The 17,006-nt window shown below is 67.4% G+C and carries 15 protein-coding genes; 7 read left to right on the top strand and 8 right to left on the bottom strand.

Going from position 1 to position 17,006, the window contains the following annotated elements; genetic code table 11:
* Positions 1 to 6: 6 nt before the first annotated feature.
* Complete coding sequence (locus tag ACYVI5_RS11345) at positions 7 to 1,359, bottom strand: DNA recombination protein RmuC (RefSeq protein ID WP_460580262.1); 1,353 nt, start codon at positions 1,357 to 1,359, stop codon at positions 7 to 9.
* 341 nt (positions 1,360 to 1,700) lie between these two features.
* Complete coding sequence (locus ACYVI5_RS11340; protein WP_460580261.1) at positions 1,701 to 2,285, bottom strand: 3'-5' exonuclease family protein; 585 nt, start codon at positions 2,283 to 2,285, stop codon at positions 1,701 to 1,703.
* Positions 2,286 to 2,594: 309 nt separating this feature from the next.
* On the opposite strand from ACYVI5_RS11340, the gene ACYVI5_RS11335 reads away from it, so the two are divergent.
* The 5 genes from ACYVI5_RS11335 to ACYVI5_RS11315 all read left to right on the top strand — a co-directional run bounded on the left by ACYVI5_RS11335 (position 2,595) and on the right by ACYVI5_RS11315 (position 9,619).
* The gene (locus ACYVI5_RS11335) at positions 2,595 to 4,328 is read left to right on the top strand and encodes an ABC transporter ATP-binding protein (RefSeq protein ID WP_460580260.1); all 1,734 of its coding nucleotides are present in this window, start codon (positions 2,595 to 2,597) and stop codon (positions 4,326 to 4,328) included.
* The gene (locus ACYVI5_RS11330) at positions 4,325 to 6,439 is read left to right on the top strand and encodes an ABC transporter ATP-binding protein (protein ID WP_460580259.1); all 2,115 of its coding nucleotides are present in this window, start codon (positions 4,325 to 4,327) and stop codon (positions 6,437 to 6,439) included. Before ACYVI5_RS11335 ends, ACYVI5_RS11330 begins: the two co-directional genes overlap by 4 nt.
* Before the next feature lie 30 nt (positions 6,440 to 6,469).
* Positions 6,470 to 7,219, top strand: coding sequence for a class I SAM-dependent methyltransferase (locus tag ACYVI5_RS11325; RefSeq protein ID WP_460580258.1), 750 nt, complete (start codon positions 6,470 to 6,472; stop codon positions 7,217 to 7,219).
* A gap of 101 nt (positions 7,220 to 7,320) precedes the next feature.
* A complete protein-coding gene (gene ychF / locus ACYVI5_RS11320; protein WP_460580257.1) occupies positions 7,321 to 8,394 on the top strand; it encodes a redox-regulated ATPase YchF in 1,074 nt (357 codons plus the stop codon).
* 403 nt (positions 8,395 to 8,797) lie between these two features.
* Positions 8,798 to 9,619 (top strand): Fpg/Nei family DNA glycosylase, encoded by an 822-nt coding sequence (locus tag ACYVI5_RS11315; RefSeq protein ID WP_460580256.1) that lies wholly within the window; start codon positions 8,798 to 8,800, stop codon positions 9,617 to 9,619.
* A gap of 54 nt (positions 9,620 to 9,673) precedes the next feature.
* Here ACYVI5_RS11315 and ACYVI5_RS11310 read toward each other — a convergent pair whose 3' ends face one another.
* On the bottom strand, positions 9,674 to 10,225 hold the full coding sequence (locus ACYVI5_RS11310; protein WP_460580255.1) for a type 1 glutamine amidotransferase domain-containing protein: 552 nt from the start codon (positions 10,223 to 10,225) through the stop codon (positions 9,674 to 9,676).
* A gap of 110 nt (positions 10,226 to 10,335) precedes the next feature.
* Between ACYVI5_RS11310 and ACYVI5_RS11305 the strand changes: the two genes are divergently transcribed.
* The gene (locus ACYVI5_RS11305) at positions 10,336 to 11,058 is read left to right on the top strand and encodes a class I SAM-dependent methyltransferase (protein WP_460580254.1); all 723 of its coding nucleotides are present in this window, start codon (positions 10,336 to 10,338) and stop codon (positions 11,056 to 11,058) included.
* Between the two features lie 15 nt (positions 11,059 to 11,073).
* Here the strand turns inward: ACYVI5_RS11305 and ACYVI5_RS11300 are convergent, their stop codons facing one another.
* Positions 11,074 to 11,472, bottom strand: coding sequence for a PPOX class F420-dependent oxidoreductase (locus tag ACYVI5_RS11300; protein WP_460580253.1), 399 nt, complete (start codon positions 11,470 to 11,472; stop codon positions 11,074 to 11,076).
* Between the two features lie 34 nt (positions 11,473 to 11,506).
* Here ACYVI5_RS11300 and ACYVI5_RS11295 point away from each other — a divergent pair, with 34 nt between their 5' ends.
* The gene (locus tag ACYVI5_RS11295; RefSeq protein ID WP_460534524.1) at positions 11,507 to 11,965 is read left to right on the top strand and encodes an SRPBCC family protein; all 459 of its coding nucleotides are present in this window, start codon (positions 11,507 to 11,509) and stop codon (positions 11,963 to 11,965) included.
* Here the strand turns inward: ACYVI5_RS11295 and ACYVI5_RS11290 are convergent.
* From ACYVI5_RS11290 to nadA, 4 genes are read right to left on the bottom strand one after another with little or no spacing between them, the layout of a single operon-like run.
* Positions 11,927 to 13,156 (bottom strand): cysteine desulfurase family protein, encoded by a 1,230-nt coding sequence (locus ACYVI5_RS11290; RefSeq protein WP_460580252.1) that lies wholly within the window; start codon positions 13,154 to 13,156, stop codon positions 11,927 to 11,929. The genes ACYVI5_RS11295 and ACYVI5_RS11290 overlap by 39 nt on opposite strands.
* Positions 13,157 to 13,178: 22 nt before the next feature.
* Entirely contained in the window at positions 13,179 to 14,072 is an 894-nt protein-coding gene (gene nadC / locus ACYVI5_RS11285; RefSeq protein ID WP_460580251.1) for a nicotinate-nucleotide diphosphorylase, read from the bottom strand.
* A complete protein-coding gene (gene nadB / locus ACYVI5_RS11280) occupies positions 14,066 to 15,652 on the bottom strand; it encodes an L-aspartate oxidase (protein WP_460580250.1) in 1,587 nt (528 codons plus the stop codon). Before nadB ends, nadC begins: the two co-directional genes overlap by 7 nt.
* A gap of 1 nt (position 15,653) precedes the next feature.
* On the bottom strand, positions 15,654 to 16,961 hold the full coding sequence (gene nadA / locus ACYVI5_RS11275; RefSeq protein ID WP_460580249.1) for a quinolinate synthase NadA: 1,308 nt from the start codon (positions 16,959 to 16,961) through the stop codon (positions 15,654 to 15,656).
* Positions 16,962 to 17,006: the final 45 nt, after the last annotated feature.

The following is a 17,006-nucleotide window of genomic DNA, read 5'->3' as shown; positions in this document are numbered from 1 at the left end:
CGCGGGTCAGTGCCGACGGTCGCCGATGGCGATCGGTTCCGCGGGCCGGTCGCCGGACTCCGGTTCGGCCTCGAGCGCACCCACGAGTTCGAACGCCGTCAGTTCGCGCGGCGACTCCTCGAGGCCGGCGAGCGAAGGGATGACCTTCGACTCGTCGAGCGCCCCGAGCTTCCGCGCCGACGGCAGCACCTGCCTTTCCAGGGAGCCGACGAACTTGTTGTAGTCGTTGACCGTGCCCTTGATCGAGCGGCCCAGCTTGTCGATGTGCGCAGCCGTCGTGGCCAGACGTGAGTACAGCTCCCGGCTCAGGTCGAACAGCAGCTTCGCGTCTTGCGTCAGCACGTCCTGCTGCCAGCTGAACGCGACGGTCTTGAGCACCGACCACAGCGTCACGGGGGATGCCAGTGCCACGCGCTTGCCGAACGCGAACTCCATGATCGTGGGATCGGCCTCCATCGCCCCGGAGACCAGCGACTCGCTGGGAATGAACGCGATGACCATCTCGGGTGAGGCATCCAGACCGGCCCAGTACGCCTTGCCGCCCAGTGTCGTGATGTGATCGCGCACGGCCTTCACGTGCTGCTTCATGAGCGCGGTACGTCGTGCGGCCTCCTCGCCCGTGGCTGTCGCCGGAATCTGGCTCGCCTCCAGGAATGCGTTGAAGGGCGCTTTCGCGTCGACCGCGATGTTCTTGCCTCCCGGAAGGTGCACGACCATGTCCGGCCGGCCGGCACCGGCGTCTGAGCTGATGCTCGACTGCACGTCGAAGTCGACGCGTTCCAGCAGCCCTGCGGCCTCGACGACGCTGCGCAGCTGGGTCTCGCCCCAGACGCCCCTCGTGCTGTTCGAGCGCAGCGCGGAGGCCAGCGCTTCGGCGGTGCCGCGCAGCCGCTCCTCGGATTCCGATGCGGACCTCAGTTGCTGGGCGAGCTCGCCGTGCTGCCTGCTGCGCTGCTCCTCGAGGTCGGCCACCTTCTTCTGCATGCCCTGCAGCGACTCACGCACCGGGGCGAGCGCCTGGAGCACCTTGCTCTCGGCATGTTCGCGTTCACGCTGTGCGGCGAGTTCCTGACGCTGCCGCTCGGCCAGCTCCTCGTACTGCTGCTGCTGGCGCCGGATGCTCTCGCGCAGTCCGTCGGCGGTCGCCGCCATGGCGGCGAGCTGCTCGCGGAGCGCCGACTGTGCCGCCTGCTCCTCTGCCCGCACCTCGGCCAGCTCCATCGCGTGCCGCGCGGCGATCACCTCAGGAGACTCGGCCGCCGCCGGTTCGTGCACACCCCGCCTGCCGTAGACGAGGCCGCCGAACACGCCGGCTGCACCCCCGACGAGAAGGCCGATGATGAGGAAGAGAACGTCCATGCGCCCATGCTCCCAGCGGCCACTGACATCCGATTGAGGCCTTGCCGTGGATGCTCGCATCCATGGCAAGGCCGATTGAGGATGTTGAGCGGCGAAGCCGCGATCACATCACGATCGCGCCGCGTCTGGCCCGGCGAAGCCGCGATCACATCCGATTGAGCCGCGTTTGGCCCGGCGAAGCCGCGATCACATCACGATCGCGCCGCGTCTGGCCTGGCGAAGCCGCGATCACATCCGATTGAGCCGCGTTTGGCCTGGCAAGCCGCGATCACATCACGATCGCGCCGCGTCTGGCCCGGCGAAGCCGCGATCACAAACCGGGGAGGTCGTACCGCGCGGGCTCAGGCCGCCGCTGCGACATCTCCGATGTGGCCCATGCGCACCGGAACGTTGGCGGCCAGCTCCTCCAGTGAGCGAGCGCCGTGTCGTCCCGCAGCGTGCACGATGATGGCGGCGCAGGCTTCGGCGTCGGCCAGCGCCTCGTGGTGGTTGAAGCCCTCGAATCCGGCGGCCATCGCCGCGACGGGCAGGCGGTACGAGTCGAGAGAGTACGTCTTGCGCGCGACCTGCAGGCTGCAGAGATAGTCGTAGCCGGGGCAACGGATGCCCGTGGCCGCGCACGCGCCGCGGATCACGCCCATGTCGAAGCCCGCGTTGTGGGCGACGAAGGCGTCGTTCCCGGCGAAGTCGATGAGGTCGGCGAACTGCTCCGCCCAGCCACGGGCATCCGTCACATCCCACGAGTGGATTCCGTGGATGCGGATGTTCCATTCCAGGAACGCGTCGTGCCCGGGCGGCGGCTTGATCAGCCAGCTCGCCGTGTCGACGACGCGACCGTCGCGTACTTTGACGAGACCCACCGAACACGCCGACGCGCTGCTGGAGTTCGCGGTTTCGAAGTCGATGGCGGTGAAGTCCAGTGGCACGCGGTCATGCTCGCACGTGTGCGATCGATGTTCTGAGCACCACTCCGGCGTGCCCGGGAGGTGCTCTCGAAAGAGCGTGCGGAGAGCGATTCCGAGAAGGTGCTTGCGGCTGGCCTGCTCACGATATATCGTGTTCGAGGTTTCGCGATATATCGCGACCCGGCACTGTTTGTCCGTGGCTCGACCGCGCTCGATTCCGCTGACAACAGAACGCGTACCGCGATGTCGGCGGTATGCCCCACAATGTAACGATCCCTCCGGCAAAGCCACGCACCGCCTGCCGACGCAACGCATCCATCGGAGTCTTCTGTGCTGTTCAAACTTCTCGTCCGTTCGCTGAAGCCGTACAAATGGCTTCTGGTCGGCGTGCTGGTCTTCCAGTTCGGGTCGGCCCTCGCCAGCCTCTTCCTTCCCAGCCTCAACGCCGACATCATCGACAACGGCGTCGCCAAGGGCGACACCGGCTACATCTGGCGCACCGGCACGCTGATGCTGGTCATCTCGTTCGGCCAGATCGTCGCCTCGGTCATCGCCACCTACTTCGCGGCGATGGCCGCGATGCGGGCGGGGCGAGACATCCGCGACCAGATCTTCGACCGGGTCTCCGCGTTCTCCGAGCGCGAGGTCTCCTCGTTCGGTCCCGGGTCTCTCATCACCAGGAACACGAACGACGTGCAGCAGGTGCAGATGCTTGCCATGATGTCGGCGACGTTCCTCGTCTCGGCGCCGCTGCTGGCGATCGGCGGCATCATCCTCGCGCTGCGTCAGAGCCTCAGCCTGTCCTGGCTGATCGCCGTCGCCGTTCCCGTGCTCCTCATCGTCGCGGCACTCATCATCAGTCGAATGGTGCCGTTGTTCCGCAGCTACCAGAAGAAGCTCGACGCGGTGAACCGCGTCATGCGCGAGCAGCTCACCGGCATCCGGGTGGTTCGGGCGTTCGTGCGCGAGCCCATCGAGGAGGAGCGCTTCCGCGATGCGAACACCGACATCATGGTCGTCGGCCGCAAGGTCGGGTCGCTCTTCGTCCTGCTGTTCCCCGCGGTCATGCTCATCCTCAACGTGACGGTGATCGGGGTGATCTGGTTCGGCGGTGTCAAGGTCGACTCGGGCGAGGTGCAGATCGGAACGTTGTTCGCGTTCATGCAGTACGTGATGATCATCCTCTCCGGCGTGATGATGGCGAGCTTCATGACGATGATGATTCCCCGCGCCGCGGTCTCCGCCGAGCGCATCAGCGAGGTGCTCGACACGGACTCGTCGCTGGAAAGGTCCGACCGCGCCGTCTCCGACTTCCCTGCACCGGGAACCGTCGAGTTGGCGGATGCGTCGTTCACCTACCCGGGAGCCGAGCATCCGGTGCTCTCCGGGATCAGCTTCACGGCGAACCCCGGAGAGACCGTGGCCATCGTCGGATCGACCGGCGCGGGCAAGACCACCTTGATCTCACTGCTTCCGCGGCTGTTCGACGTCACCGACGGTGCCGCCAAGGTCAACGGAGTCGACGTGCGCCAGGCGGACCTGTCGTCGCTCTGGCAGACCATCGGGCTCGTGCCGCAGCGTCCGTTCCTCTTCTCCGGCACCGTCGCCTCGAACCTCCGGTTCGGACGTGAGGACGCCACAGACGACGAGCTGTGGCGAGCCCTCTCGATCGCCCAAGGTAGCGACTTCGTCGCCCAGATGGAGGGCGGCCTCGACGCCAGAATCGCGCAAGGCGGTACGAACGTGTCGGGCGGGCAGCGACAGCGGCTGGCGATCGCGCGAGCGATCGTGCACCGGCCGCGCATCCTCGTCTTCGACGACTCGTTCTCCGCGCTCGACTTGGCGACGGATGCCCGCCTCAGGCAGGCACTGTGGCGCGAGCTCCCCGAGGTGACCAAGATCGTCGTCGCGCAGCGCGTCTCGACCATCACGGATGCCGACCGCATCGTCGTGCTCGACGACGGCCGCATGGTGGGCCTTGGCACACACGACGAACTGCTTGCATCGAACGACACCTATCGAGAGATCGTGGAATCCCAGCTCGGAGTGGAGGCCGGACGATGAGCGCCGCCCAGAAGACCGCGAAGAACCGGGCCGCGAAGAACGCTGTGCCGAAGGAGCTCACGCAAGAGGAGAAGCTCGAGCTGGAGCTCGCCGAGCAGGCCAGGCTGAGTGCAGACGACTGGAGCGGTGGAGTCGCGCCGGGCAAGGCGTCCAACTTCGGGCCGTCATTCCGCAGGCTCATCGGCCTGCTGAAGCCGAACGCAGTGGCATTCGTCTTCGCGTCGGTTCTTGGCGCCATCGGCGTCGTGCTCACCGTCATCGCGCCGAAGGTGCTCGGCGAGGCCACGAACATCCTGTTCGAGGGCGTCATCTCGAAGCAACTTCCCGCGGGTGCCACGAAGCAGCAGATCGTCGACGGCCTCAATCGCTCAGGGCAGCATGACCTGGCGAACATCGTGCAGGCCATGCAGAACCTCGACCCGGGGCACGGCGTCGACTTCGTGCGGCTGAGCCAGGTGCTCGTCATCGTGCTCGCCCTCTATTGCGCCTCGTCGGTGCTCGGATGGCTGCAGGGCTATATCATCAACGTGATCATGGTGCGCACCATGTGGCGTCTGCGCGAGCAGGTCGAGGCGAAGATCAACCACCTGCCGCTCAGCTATTTCGACCGGGTGCAGCGTGGTGAGCTCATCTCGCGGGTGACGAACGACATCGACAACATCACGCAGATGATGCAGCAGTCGCTGTCCAGTGCGATCACGAGCGTGCTGACTGTGCTCGGCGTGCTCATCCTCATGCTGTCCATCTCGTGGCAGCTCACGTTGGTTGCGTTGGTCGCGCTACCGCTGATGGGGGTGATCTTCGGCGTCATCGGTCCGCGCTCGCAGAAGGCGTTCGGCATTCAGTGGCGCAAGGTCGGGCGGCTGAACGCCCGCGTCGAGGAGTCGTTCTCCGGTCACGCGCTGGTCAAGGTGTTCGGCCGCGAGGAGAGTTCGCGGGCGGCATTCCGTTCCGAGAACGAAGAGCTTTACCAGGCATCGTTCAAGGCGCAGTTCCTGTCGAACACGATGATGCCGGCCATGATGTTCATCGGGAACCTCACCTATGTGGGCATCGCGGTGCTCGGCGCGCTCATGGTCGCCGGTGGCCAGCTTCGCCTCGGCGACGTGCAGGCGTTCATCCAGTACTCGCAGCAGTTCACGCAGCCGCTGTCGCAGCTGGGCGGCATGGCGGCGGTCGTGCAGTCCGGTACGGCATCTGCGGAGCGGGTGTTCGAGCTGCTCGACCAGGAGGAGCAGGAGCCCGACGCCGTCGATGCACCGGCGCCCGCGGACGGCGACGGCACGATCGAGTTCGACCACGTGTCGTTCTCGTACAGTCTCGACCGGCCGCTCATCACCGACCTCTCGTTTCGGGTCGAGCCCGGCCAGACGGTCGCGATCGTGGGGCCGACCGGCGCGGGCAAGACGACGCTGGTGAACCTCATCATGCGGTTCTACGAGCTGAACGGCGGGCGCATCCTGCTGAACGGGCAGAACATCGCCGACCTCACCCGGCACGACATCCGCGCTAAGACCGGAATGGTGCTGCAGGACCCCTGGCTGTTCGCCGGAACCATCCGCGAGAACATCCGCTACGGGCGTGCGGACGCCACTGACGACGAGATCCATCAGGCGGCGGAGGCGACCTACGTCGACCGCTTCGTGCACTCGTTGCCCGACGGCTACGACACCGAACTCGACGAGGACGCATCGAACGTGTCGGCGGGCGAGAAGCAGCTGATCACCATCGCGCGCGCGTTCGTCGCGAAGCCGAGCGTGCTCATCCTCGACGAGGCGACGAGCTCGGTCGACACCCGCACGGAGCTGCTGCTGCAGCATGCGATGAACGCGCTGAGGCAGGGGCGCACGTCGTTCGTGATCGCCCACCGGTTGTCGACCATTCGTGATGCCGACCTCATCCTCGTGATGGAGCACGGCGACATCGTCGAGCAGGGCACGCACGAGGAGCTGATCGCGGCGAAGGGCGCGTACTACCGGCTCTACAACGCCCAGTTCGAGCAGGCGGCGACGGAGCTCGACGAGGAGTTCGCGGGCATCCAGGATCCGCTCGAGCAGGAGGCCAGGGAGATCGCGGAGCGCGACGAGCCGGATGCCGCCGTGCTCGAGTGATGGCGCCGGCAGCCGCCGTATGGTGAGCACATGCAGTCACGCGATACGAAGCTCGAACATGCACGATCGTTCGGGGGTGTCGCCGACGTGTACGAGGCATCCCGACCCGGCTATCCGCCGGAGGCGGTGACCTGGCTCGTGCGGCCCGAACAGTCGCATGTGGTCGACGTCGGAGCCGGAACGGGCAAGCTGACGCGTGCGCTGGCGGCAGGCGACCGGGAAGTCGTTGCGGTGGATCCGTCCACGCGGATGCTCGAGGTGCTGCGTAGCACGGTGCCGGGAGTGCAGACTCTCGTCGGATCGGGGGAGCGGATACCTCTTCCCGACGAATCCGTCGATGCGGTCACATACGCGCAGGCCTGGCACTGGGTGGATGCACAGGCGGCCTCCGCCGAGGCGGGCCGGGTGTTGAAGCCGGGCGGCACGCTGGGCCTGATCTGGAACTTCCGCGACGAGCGCATCGACTGGGTGCGCCAACTCGGCATCGCGATGCACGCCGACGGCGATCAATACACCACAGGAATGGATGCCGACCCTCACGTTCACGCGCCGTTCGGCCAGCCGGAGACCGCCTCGTTCGAGTGGGCACAGCCGTTCAGCCATGACGGCCTGATCGATCTGGTGCGCTCCCGCAGCTACTTCGCCGTGATGACCGCGCCGCAGAAGGAGCGCACGCTGCATGCCGTGCGCGAACTGCTCGAGAAGCATCCGCAGCTCCTCGGCAGCGAGACGATCGAGCTGCCGTATGTGACGCTCGCGTTCCGATACGTACGGCCCTGACTGCTACGAGCCCCCGGTATCACGTCAGCCGGTCGGCCACCGGCTGACTACGCCTGGAAGCGACCCGGCCGGTCATGGGCCGCCGGATACGATGGATGCCCGTGGCTCTCACTATCGGCATCGTCGGCCTGCCCAACGTCGGCAAGTCCACCCTCTTCAACGCCCTGACCAAGAACCAGGTGCTCGCGGCGAACTATCCGTTCGCGACGATCGAGCCGAACATCGGCGTGGTGAATCTGCCCGACTCCCGGCTGGGCGTGCTCGCGGAGCTGTTCCACTCCGAGCGGGTGGTGCCTGCCGCCGTGAGCTTCGTCGACATCGCCGGGATCGTGCGCGGCGCGTCGACCGGTGAGGGACTCGGCAACCAGTTCCTCGCGAACATCCGTGAGGCGGATGCCATCGCGCAGGTCGTGCGCGGATTCACCGACTCCGACGTCGTGCATGTGGAGGGCGAGGTGAACCCTGCGAACGACCTGGAGACCATCGGTGCCGAGCTCATGCTCGCGGATCTGCAGACGCTCGAGAAGGCGATCACGCGTTACGAGAAGGAGGTGCGCGGCCGCAAGCTCGACCCGGTCGTTCTCGAGACCGCGCTCGCCGCGAAGGATGCGCTCGAGAAGGGCACCTTGCTGTCGGCCACCGGCCTCGACCTCGCGCCGATCAGGGAGCTCGGCCTCCTCACCTCGAAGCCGTTCATCTTCGTCTTCAACGTGGACGAGGCGGTACTGACGGATGCCGTCCGCAAGGCCGAGTTGGCCGCCCTCGTCGCGCCCGCCCACGCGGTCTTCCTCGACGCGAAGCTCGAATCCGAGCTGATCGACCTCGATGAGGACGATGCTGCGGAGCTGCTGGCATCCACCGGTCAGGAGGAGAGCGGGCTGGACCAGCTCGCCCGGATCGGATTCGAGACGCTCGGCTTGCAGACGTTCCTGACCGCCGGTCCGAAGGAATCGCGGGCGTGGACCATCCACAAGGGATGGAAGGCACCCCAGGCTGCCGGTGTGATCCACACCGACTTCGAGAAGGGCTTCATCAAGGCCGAGGTGATCTCGTTCGACGACCTCGTCGAACTCGGCTCTGTGCACGAGGCCCGCGCGCATGGCAAGGCTCGTCTCGAGGGCAAGGACTACGTCATGCAGGACGGCGACGTGGTGGAGTTCCGCTTCAACGTCTAGAAGTGATCGAGCCGTGACCCATGCGACCGTGCCACGGATCGCGTCGGAGACCTGGGCGGTTCTGTAAGCGCTTCTCGTTTCATTCGCGACGTATCCTTGCGCTGTCGCCGGAAGGAAGCATCGACGTGTCTGCTCAGGAAGAACGTTCGTCGCACCACGTACCCGCCCCCGGAGAGCCAACGGTACCGGAACTCGAGGAGGACGAGACGATCGCGCCGCGCCCTGAAGAGGAGATCGCCGACGTGCTTCGGGCCGAGCCCGACGTCGAAGACCACAGGCGGAGCCGGGCTTGACGACGATCCGGGCCAGGGCGCCGTGGTTCACCGGCGCCCACAACGCTGACCCGACCGGGATCCGCCAACGATGCCGGGCGTCTGTCTGATGACCGTGCGAGGCTAGGGGCATGCCCGAGTCACCCGAGGTGCAGGCCGTGGTCGAGCAGATCGGCGATCGGCTCGCAGGTCGCGCGCTCACCGCGGTGGACGTGCTCGAGTTCCGTGTGGTCAAGACGCGGCCCCGTCCGCCGGAGAGCCTGATCGGATCCGAACTGACGGGCGCTCGGCGTTTCGGCAAGTACCTCGATCTCGTCTTCGGTGAGCAGCACCTCGTGATTTCGCTCGGTCGGCACGGCTGGGCGCGCTGGGCTGGCGACGCCACAGCTGTCGAGCAGCTGCCGCCCGCGCTGGCGATCCTCGACTTCGACGACGGAACTCGCCTGGAACTGACGGATGCCGGTGGCTGGGTATCTCTCGGCGCCTGGGTCGTCGATGACCCGCTCGATGTGTCCGGCATCGCCGCGCTGGGACCGGACCCGGCCGATTCGGGCTACTCGCGAGGCAATTTCGACGGAGCGTTCGCCGGTCGTCGCAAGCAGTTGAAGGCCGTGCTGGAGGAGCAGAAGTCCATCGCAGGCATCGGCAACGCGTACTCTGACGAAATCCTGTTCGCGGCGCGCCTGAATCCGATTGCTCACGCGTCGGCGCTCGACGAGGCCGAGCTCGAGCGGTTGTTCGAGCAGACGGTCGGTGTCATCCGGGGAGCGATCGACGCACGGCGCGGCATCCCGATGTCCGAACTCAAGGCGGCGAAGACGGCCGCGATGCTGGTGCACGGCCGTGCCGGTGAACCGTGCCCGGGATGCGACGACACGATCCGGGACTTCGCGTTCGCAGGCACGACGGCTCAGTACTGTCCGCAGTGCCAGACCGGTGGCGAACTGCTCTGAACGCTCGAGGTGCCGGAGTGAATCACCCCGGCACCTCGCTCGCGTCTTACGTCCTCAGGCGGTCTGATCCTGGTCCTTGCCCTCACCGATCTCCTCGACGGCCTTGGCGTTGAACGCGGGAAGATCCGCCGGGGTGCGGCTGGTGACGAGGCCGTGGTCGACCACGACCTCCTCGTCCACCCAGTCGGCGCCCGCATTGCGCAGGTCGGTCTTCAGGCTGTGGTAGCTGGTCATCCGCCGCCCGTCCACGACGCCGGCCTCGATCAGCGTCCACGGCGCATGGCAGATCGCGGCGACAGGCTTGTGCTCCTCGAAGAACCCCTTGGTGAACGCGACCGACGCCTCGTCCGTGCGCAGATGGTCGGCGTTCACCACTCCGCCGGGCAGAACGAGTGCATCGAATTCGGATGCCTGCACCTGCGAAGGCGATGCATCCACCGACTGCTGGTGGCCGTTCTTGCCCTTGATCGATCCGGACTCCGGCGACACCATCGTGAGCGTTGCGCCCACCGCTTCGAGCGCCTCCCACGGCGAGCTCAGCTCGGCGTCCTCATACCCGTTCGTTGCCAGGAAGGCGACGTTCTTGCCATTCAGTTCTCCACTCATGGTGGCGACGGTATGGCGAGGGCGGAAACGACCCCCAGGGGTTGACAGCCTGCACCGCAGAATCGGGACCAGCCGCACCGGCCGAACCTCCGGCATGGCAAGCTGACGACGTGCCCGATGCGATCTTCGACGACCCGCGCCTCGCGCGCCTGTACGACCCGCTCGACCCCGACCGGAGCGACCTCGACGCATACCTCGCGATGGTGCGAGAGTTCAGCGCCCACACCGTGCTCGACATCGGATGCGGCACCGGCACCTTCGCCTGCCTCCTCGCCGGGGAAGGGTTCGAGGTCGTGGGCGTCGACCCGGCCCTGGCGTCGCTCGACGTCGCACGCGGCAAGCCGGACGCCGAGCGCGTCCGGTGGATTCACGGAGACGCGACGTCGCTTCCGCCGCTGAATGCCGACATCGCGTTCATGACCGGTAACGTCGCCCAGGTGTTCCTCACCGACGAGGAATGGATGGCTACGCTCACCGGCATCCGGGAAGCGCTCCGTGCGGGCGGCAGGCTGGTCTTCGAGACACGCGACCCCGAGCAGAAGGCGTGGCTCGGATGGGTTCGGGATGCCACTTTCGAGGACGTGCAGCTTCCCGACGTGGGGCGTGTGCGTTCCTGGACCGACCTGATCGACGTTTCGCCACCGCTGGTCACGTTCGAGTCGTGGGTGGTCTTGCCCAGCGGTGAGCCGCTGCGCTCGACGTCGACACTGCGGTTCCGCTCCCGCGGCGAGGTCGAGCATTCGCTCCTTGAAGCGGGTTTCACGGTCAGCGAGGTACGCGACGCTCCCGATCGCCCCGGCAAGGAGTTCGTGTTCGTCGCGCTCCGTTCGTGAGCGCGTGCCGCGCGCTCAGTTCGTGACGGCGTGCTCCACGCTCATCACGAGAATCACACGGTCGGCGCGATCCGCAGGCGGCTGCACTTCTGCGTCTCCGTACCGGCGCCCGAGGCGCACGTAGAACTCGCCCTCCGGGTCGGGCACGACGTCGACGAGGCGGCCTCGCACCTCCAGGTACCGGTAGAAGTCCTTCTCGCGCACGACCGCGAGGCTCATCGACGAGTTGTGCCGCAGGTTGCGGTACTTCTGCCGCTTCGTGGTGTGCGTGAAACGGATGTGCTCCCCGTCGAACTCGAACCACATCGGGTTCACCTGCACGGTGTCGTCCGGCCGGACGGTGCCCAGGAACCCGAAGGTGGGCTCGATGAGCATGGGCTTCAGGTCGGCGGGAATGATGTCGGATGCCGTCATTCCTCCATCCTGTCGGATGCGCCACGATGGGGATATGACTGAGCACGACGACGCGACACGCGTCACCTCCGCAAGCCGTGACATCCAGGCGTCCGCCGCGGTGATCTTCGAGCTGATCGCCGACCCGGCACAGCAGCCGAGGTGGGACGGCAACGACAACCTTCTCGAAGCCGAACCCGGACAGCGGGTTCACGGTGTCGGCCAGATCTTCGCGATGACGAACCGAGGTGGCCGTGTGCGCGAGAACCATGTCGTCGAGTTCGAGGAGGGCCGCCGCATCGCCTGGATGCCTGCAGAGGTCGGAAAGCCGCCGATCGGGCAGCTGTGGCGGTGGGAGCTCCAGGAGATCGAACCCGGCCGGACCACGGTCACCCACACCTACGACTGGACTCAGCTGAACGACGAGTCTCGCCTCGAACGCGCGCGAGCCACCACTTCGGAGCGGCTTATGGCTTCAATCGATCGGCTCGCCGCGCTCGCGGAGGCTTCCTGACTCGTTCGCGCTGACGGCCGCCTTTCGCGCAGGGTCCGCGCCACGCACAGCGACGACGGATTCGACGAGGGCGTCGGCCGCACGGCCGAGGTCGGCCGGGGAGGCATGCGTCCAGCTAAAGCGCAGAGCCGTGCTCGCTACGTCGTCGGGCACCCCGAGCGCCGTGAGCACGTGGGAGGGCTCGGTGCGACCGGCAGCGCACGCGGAACCGCTGGAGGCGACGACTCCTCGCCGCTCCAGTTCCAGCAACACGGTCTCACCGTTCACCCCGTCGATCACGAACGATGCATGCCCCGGGGTGCGCCGCTCCGGATGCCCGGTCAACGTCGTGCCGGCAACTCGCGTGAGGACGGCGGCGATGAACGCGTCACGGTCCGGGTCCGTCGTGAGGCCGGACTCATCAGCTGCCGGCCGCTCGTGTTCGGCGGCTTGGAGAGCGGTGGCCAGCGCGACCGCGAATGCCAGGTTCTCGGTGCCCGACCGGCGACCGCGTTCCTGGCCGCCGCCGTGCAACACCGGCTCGACGGGCATGCCTCCGCGTAGGAAGAGGGCACCGGAGCCCTTCGGCGCGCCCACCTTGTGTCCCGAGAACGAGAGCGCGTCCACGCCGAGCCGTCGAACGTCGAGCGGGAGCCGCCCGGCCGCCTGCACCGCGTCGGTGTGGAACCGGGCTCCGACGCGATGGGCAGTCTCGGCCAGTTCGGCCACCTGCTGCACCGTTCCGATCTCGTTGTTCGCGTACGCGAGCGAAACGAGGGTGGTATCCGGACGCAGCACCGAGAGCAGAGCCTCGACCGTGACCACGCCCTGCGCGTCCAGCGGCACGAAGTCCACCTCGAAGCCGTGCACCCGGCGCAGGAAGTCCACGGACTCGAGCACGGCCTCGTGCTCCGTCGCGGCCGTCACGACGTGACGCCCGCGCGGTTCGCCGAGAGCGATGCCCTTGATCGCCAGGTTGTCGGCCTCGGTGCCTCCTGCGGTGAACACCACCTCGGATGCGCGACACCGGAGCACCGACGCGACGCGCGTGCGGGCATCCGTGAGCGCGGCGGCAGCGCGCAGGCCCGGCTCGTGCGTGCTCGACGGGTTGCCGAACTCGCCGGTCAGATACGGCCATGCCGCCTCGAGTGCGGCGCGGCGCACCGGCGTGGTCGCTGCCGCGTCGAGATAGAGAGTGGCGGGTGCGGGCATCAGCGCTGTGGTTTCGACACGCTCAACCGGCGGAAGAGGCGGTGGCAGGAGAAGTGGCGGCAGCCGCGTCGATGTCGAGGTCGAGCCCGATGTCGAGCGATCGCACGCTGTGCGTGAGCGCACCGACCGAGATCACGTCGACCCCCGTGGCGGCGATCGCGGCGACGGTGTCGAGATTCACGTTGCCACTGGCCTCCACGATGGCCCGGCCGGCGACCAAGGCGACGCCCTCGCGCAGCTCGTCGACCGTGAAGTTGTCGAGCATGATCGTGTCGACGCCGCCCGCCAGCACCGGTTCGATCTGGTCCATGCGATCGACCTCGACCTCGAGGTGCGTCGTGTGTCCCAGCCGCTCCCGCACGGAACGGATCGCATCGGTCACCGATCGGCCGCCGGCGGTGAGCACGGCGAGGTGGTTGTCCTTGGCCATGACGGCATCCGACAGCGAGTTGCGGTGATTGCGGCCGCCGCCGCACACCACCGCGTGGCGCTCGAGCGCTCGAAGCCCAGGCGTGGTCTTGCGAGTGTCGACGATGCGCGCGTTCGTTCCAGCCGCAAGCTCGACATAGCGTGCGGTCAGCGTGGCGATTCCGCTCATGCGCTGCACGAGATTCAGTGCGACCCGCTCGCCGCGCAGGATGCCCCGAGCCGGCCCCGCCACACGTGCCAGCGCCTGTCCCTTCTCGAAGCGCTCACCGTCGCCGACCAGAAGCTCGACGACGATGCGCTCGTCGACGGCGACCATGGTGCGCTCGAGTACCTGACCGCCGGAGAACACTCCTGGGTCGCGTGCGACAAGGCGAGCGGATGCCGTCGCCTGCGCCGGAATGAACAGTTCGCTGGTCACGTCGCCCCACGGCGCATCCTCCTCGAGGGCGGCGGTGACGACCCGGTCGATGATCTGCTGGGTCAGCACGCGCCGACCACCTCTCGTGTCATGCCCTGACGGGCGTCGGTGAATGTGCCGATGTGCACGTCGCCATCGCGGAGGACGACTCGGCTGTGCACGGCCTCTGAGTGGGTTGTCGGGAAGTCGCTGCGGTAGTGGGCGCCTCGAGATTCCTCCCGTGCCAGGGCTGCGCGCACCACCAGGTCGCCGAGCGTCAGCAGGTTGAGTTCCTCCTGTGCGGCGATGCTCGGAACCGAGTCCGCAGGCTGCAGCTCGTCGATCAGGCGCAGAGCCTCGCTCAGCCCATCAGCGTTCCTTTCGACGCCCGCATAGCGCCACATCACCTCGCGAAGATCGTCCACCGCGCGTTCGGATGGCACTTCGCCCGCTGCGCGGCAGGCGGAGCCGGAGAGAACGGTGTCCTCGATCGGCGACGTGGGCAGTTCGGTAGCAGACAGCGCATCCGCTGCACGAGCCGCGAACACGAGCCCCTCCAGCAGCGAGTTCGACGCCAGCCGATTCGCCCCCTGAGCCCCGGTGCACGCCGCCTCGCCGATCGCTAAGAGACCGGGAATGCTCGTGCGGGCCCAGGCATCCGTCTTCACCCCGCCCATCCAGTAGTGAGCGGCGGGCGTCACCGGAATCGGCTCGAGCGCCCAGTCGAGCCCAACGGCCTCGCACGCCGCCTGGATGGTCGGGAACCGATGCGCGAGGAACCGGCGCCCCAGCCCTGTGGCATCCAATAGAACCGGCGCGCCGTTCTGCGCGGTCATCTGCCGAGCGATGGCTCGGGCGACAACGTCGCGGGGCGCGAGCTCCGCATCCCGGTGCACGCGCTGCATGAAGCGCGATCCCGAGGCGTCCAAGAGCACGGCACCCTCACCACGCACCGCCTCCGACACGAGGGTTCCGCCCGGCGCCGCCAGCGCCGTCGGATGGAACTGGTAGAACTCGAGGTCGGCCAGCTCGGCGCCGGCCCGCCACGCGGCCGCGATCCCGTCGCCGGTGGCACCGCACGGGTTCGTGGTGTGCGAGTACAGGCGTCCAGCGCCGCCGGTGGCGAGCACCACGGCCTCCGCCCCGAGCACGCCGCCGGTACCGTCCGCATCGAGCGTGCGCACACCGACCGTGCGACCGGACCGCACAACGAGATCGGTCAGCATCGTGTTCTCCAGAATGCGGATCCCGGATGCCCGCACTCGCGTCGCCAGCGTCACCTCGATCCCGCGTCCGGTCGCGTCGCCTCCAGCGTGCAGCACCCTCGAGCGTGAGTGCGCGGCCTCGAGCCCGCGCGCCAGCTCGCCGCCCGACCGGTCGAACGGCACACCGAAACGCACCAGTTCACGCACGAGCGCCGGACCCTCTGAGCAGAGGATGCGCACGGCATCCTCGTTCCCGAGCCCGGCGCCCGCCAGGAGCGTGTCCCGCACGTGCAGCTCGACGCTGTCGTCGTCGAAGAGCGCGGCAGCTATGCCACCCTGCGCATAGAGCGTGTTGCTCTCCTGCAACGCTCCCTTCGTGATCAGCGTCACTTCCGCGAACGTCGAGATCCGCAGCGCAGCGGTGAGACCCGCGATGCCGCTGCCGACGACCACAACGCGAGACATGTCAGGCCGCCATCGTCGTGTCGGGACGTGCCGCGAGCATCCGCTCGAGTGCCACCCGGGCATCCGTCGCGACCTCATCGGTGACGCGCACCTGGTTGACCACCTCGCCGCGCACGAACGACTCCAGCACCCACGCGACGTATCCGGGGTGGATGCGGTACATCGTCGAACACGGGCACACCACGGAGTCGAGGCAGAAGATGGTGTGCTGCGGGTACTCCGCCGCCAGCCGCTGCACCAGGTTGATCTCGGTGCCGATCGCGAACGTCGACCCGGCGGGCGCCGCCTGGATCGCCTTGACGATGTAGTCGGTCGAGCCGTACTCGTCCGCGGCGTCGACCACGTCCATCGGGCACTCCGGGTGCACGATGACGCGCACGCCGGGATGCTCGGCCCGGGCCCGGGCGATCTGCGGCACGGTGAACCGCTTGTGCACCGAGCAGAAGCCCTGCCACAGAATGACCTTCGCGTCGCGTAGCGACTGCGCGTTGTTGCCGCCGAGACTCTTGCGCGGGTTCCACATCGGCATCGCCGTCAGCGGCACGCCCATCGCCTTCGCGGTGTTGCGTCCGAGGTGCTGATCGGGGAAGAAAAGCACCCGCTTGCCGCGCTCGAAAGCCCAGCGCAGCACGGTCGACGCGTTCGACGAGGTGCAGACGATCCCGCCGTGCCTGCCGCAGAACGCCTTGAGCGCAGCCGATGAGTTCATGTAGGTGACGGGGATGACGGATGCCGTGCCGTCGGCATCCGCACCGCTCTGCTCATCCCGGTACAGCTCCATGAGCTGCTCCCACGCCTCCTCGACGGAGTCGATGTCGGCCATGTCGGCCATCGAGCATCCCGCGGCGAGGTTGGGGAGGATGACGCTCTGCTCGCGTGCGGTCAGGATGTCAGCGGTCTCGGCCATGAAGTGCACACCGCAGAAGACGATCGCTTCGGCTTCGGGATGCGCCTTGGCCGCGTTCGCGAGCTGGAACGAGTCGCCCACGAAGTCGGCGAACTGCACCACCTCGTCGCGCTGGTAGAAGTGGCCGAGCACCATCACACGCTCTCCGAGCGTGTCTTTGGCGGCACGGATGCGGTCGGCCAGCTCCTCGGCGGATGCGTCGCGGTACTCCTGCGGCAGCTCGCCCTGGGTAGGGGAGTCCGCAGGAATCGGGTCGGCCCTCGATGCCCCGGGCCCGTACCCGGGCATTCCGAGGTCGAACGACCACGGTGCCTCGACGAGTTCGGGCGTGCAGGTCTCACCCTGCTCCTCGCCCGACGCGATGAGCTGGATGGTGCGGTCGACGGAGGCGGTGATCGTCATGAGATGCCTTCTCGGTTGTGTAGGTGGCCTGGTTGAAGCCGGATG

Source organism: Humibacter ginsengisoli (assembly GCF_054780095.1).
This window is presented reverse-complemented; position numbering and strand designations above follow the sequence as displayed.

Excerpts from the sequence above, each read along its gene's own strand:
- ACYVI5_RS11345 (WP_460580262.1), bottom strand. The coding sequence starts at position 1,359 with ATGGACGTTCTCTTCCTCATCATCGGCCTTCTCGTCGGGGGTGCAGCC.
- ACYVI5_RS11330 (WP_460580259.1), top strand. The coding sequence starts at position 4,325 with ATGAGCGCCGCCCAGAAGACCGCGAAGAACCGGGCCGCGAAGAACGCT.
- ACYVI5_RS11325 (WP_460580258.1), top strand. The coding sequence starts at position 6,470 with ATGCAGTCACGCGATACGAAGCTCGAACATGCACGATCGTTCGGGGGT.
- ACYVI5_RS11315 (WP_460580256.1), top strand. The coding sequence starts at position 8,798 with ATGCCCGAGTCACCCGAGGTGCAGGCCGTGGTCGAGCAGATCGGCGAT.
- ACYVI5_RS11310 (WP_460580255.1), bottom strand. The coding sequence starts at position 10,225 with ATGAGTGGAGAACTGAATGGCAAGAACGTCGCCTTCCTGGCAACGAAC.
- ACYVI5_RS11300 (WP_460580253.1), bottom strand. The coding sequence starts at position 11,472 with ATGACGGCATCCGACATCATTCCCGCCGACCTGAAGCCCATGCTCATC.
- ACYVI5_RS11295 (WP_460534524.1), top strand. The coding sequence starts at position 11,507 with ATGACTGAGCACGACGACGCGACACGCGTCACCTCCGCAAGCCGTGAC.
- ACYVI5_RS11290 (WP_460580252.1), bottom strand. The coding sequence starts at position 13,156 with ATGCCCGCACCCGCCACTCTCTATCTCGACGCGGCAGCGACCACGCCG.
- nadB (WP_460580250.1), bottom strand. The coding sequence starts at position 15,652 with ATGTCTCGCGTTGTGGTCGTCGGCAGCGGCATCGCGGGTCTCACCGCT.
- nadA (WP_460580249.1), bottom strand. The coding sequence starts at position 16,961 with ATGACGATCACCGCCTCCGTCGACCGCACCATCCAGCTCATCGCGTCG.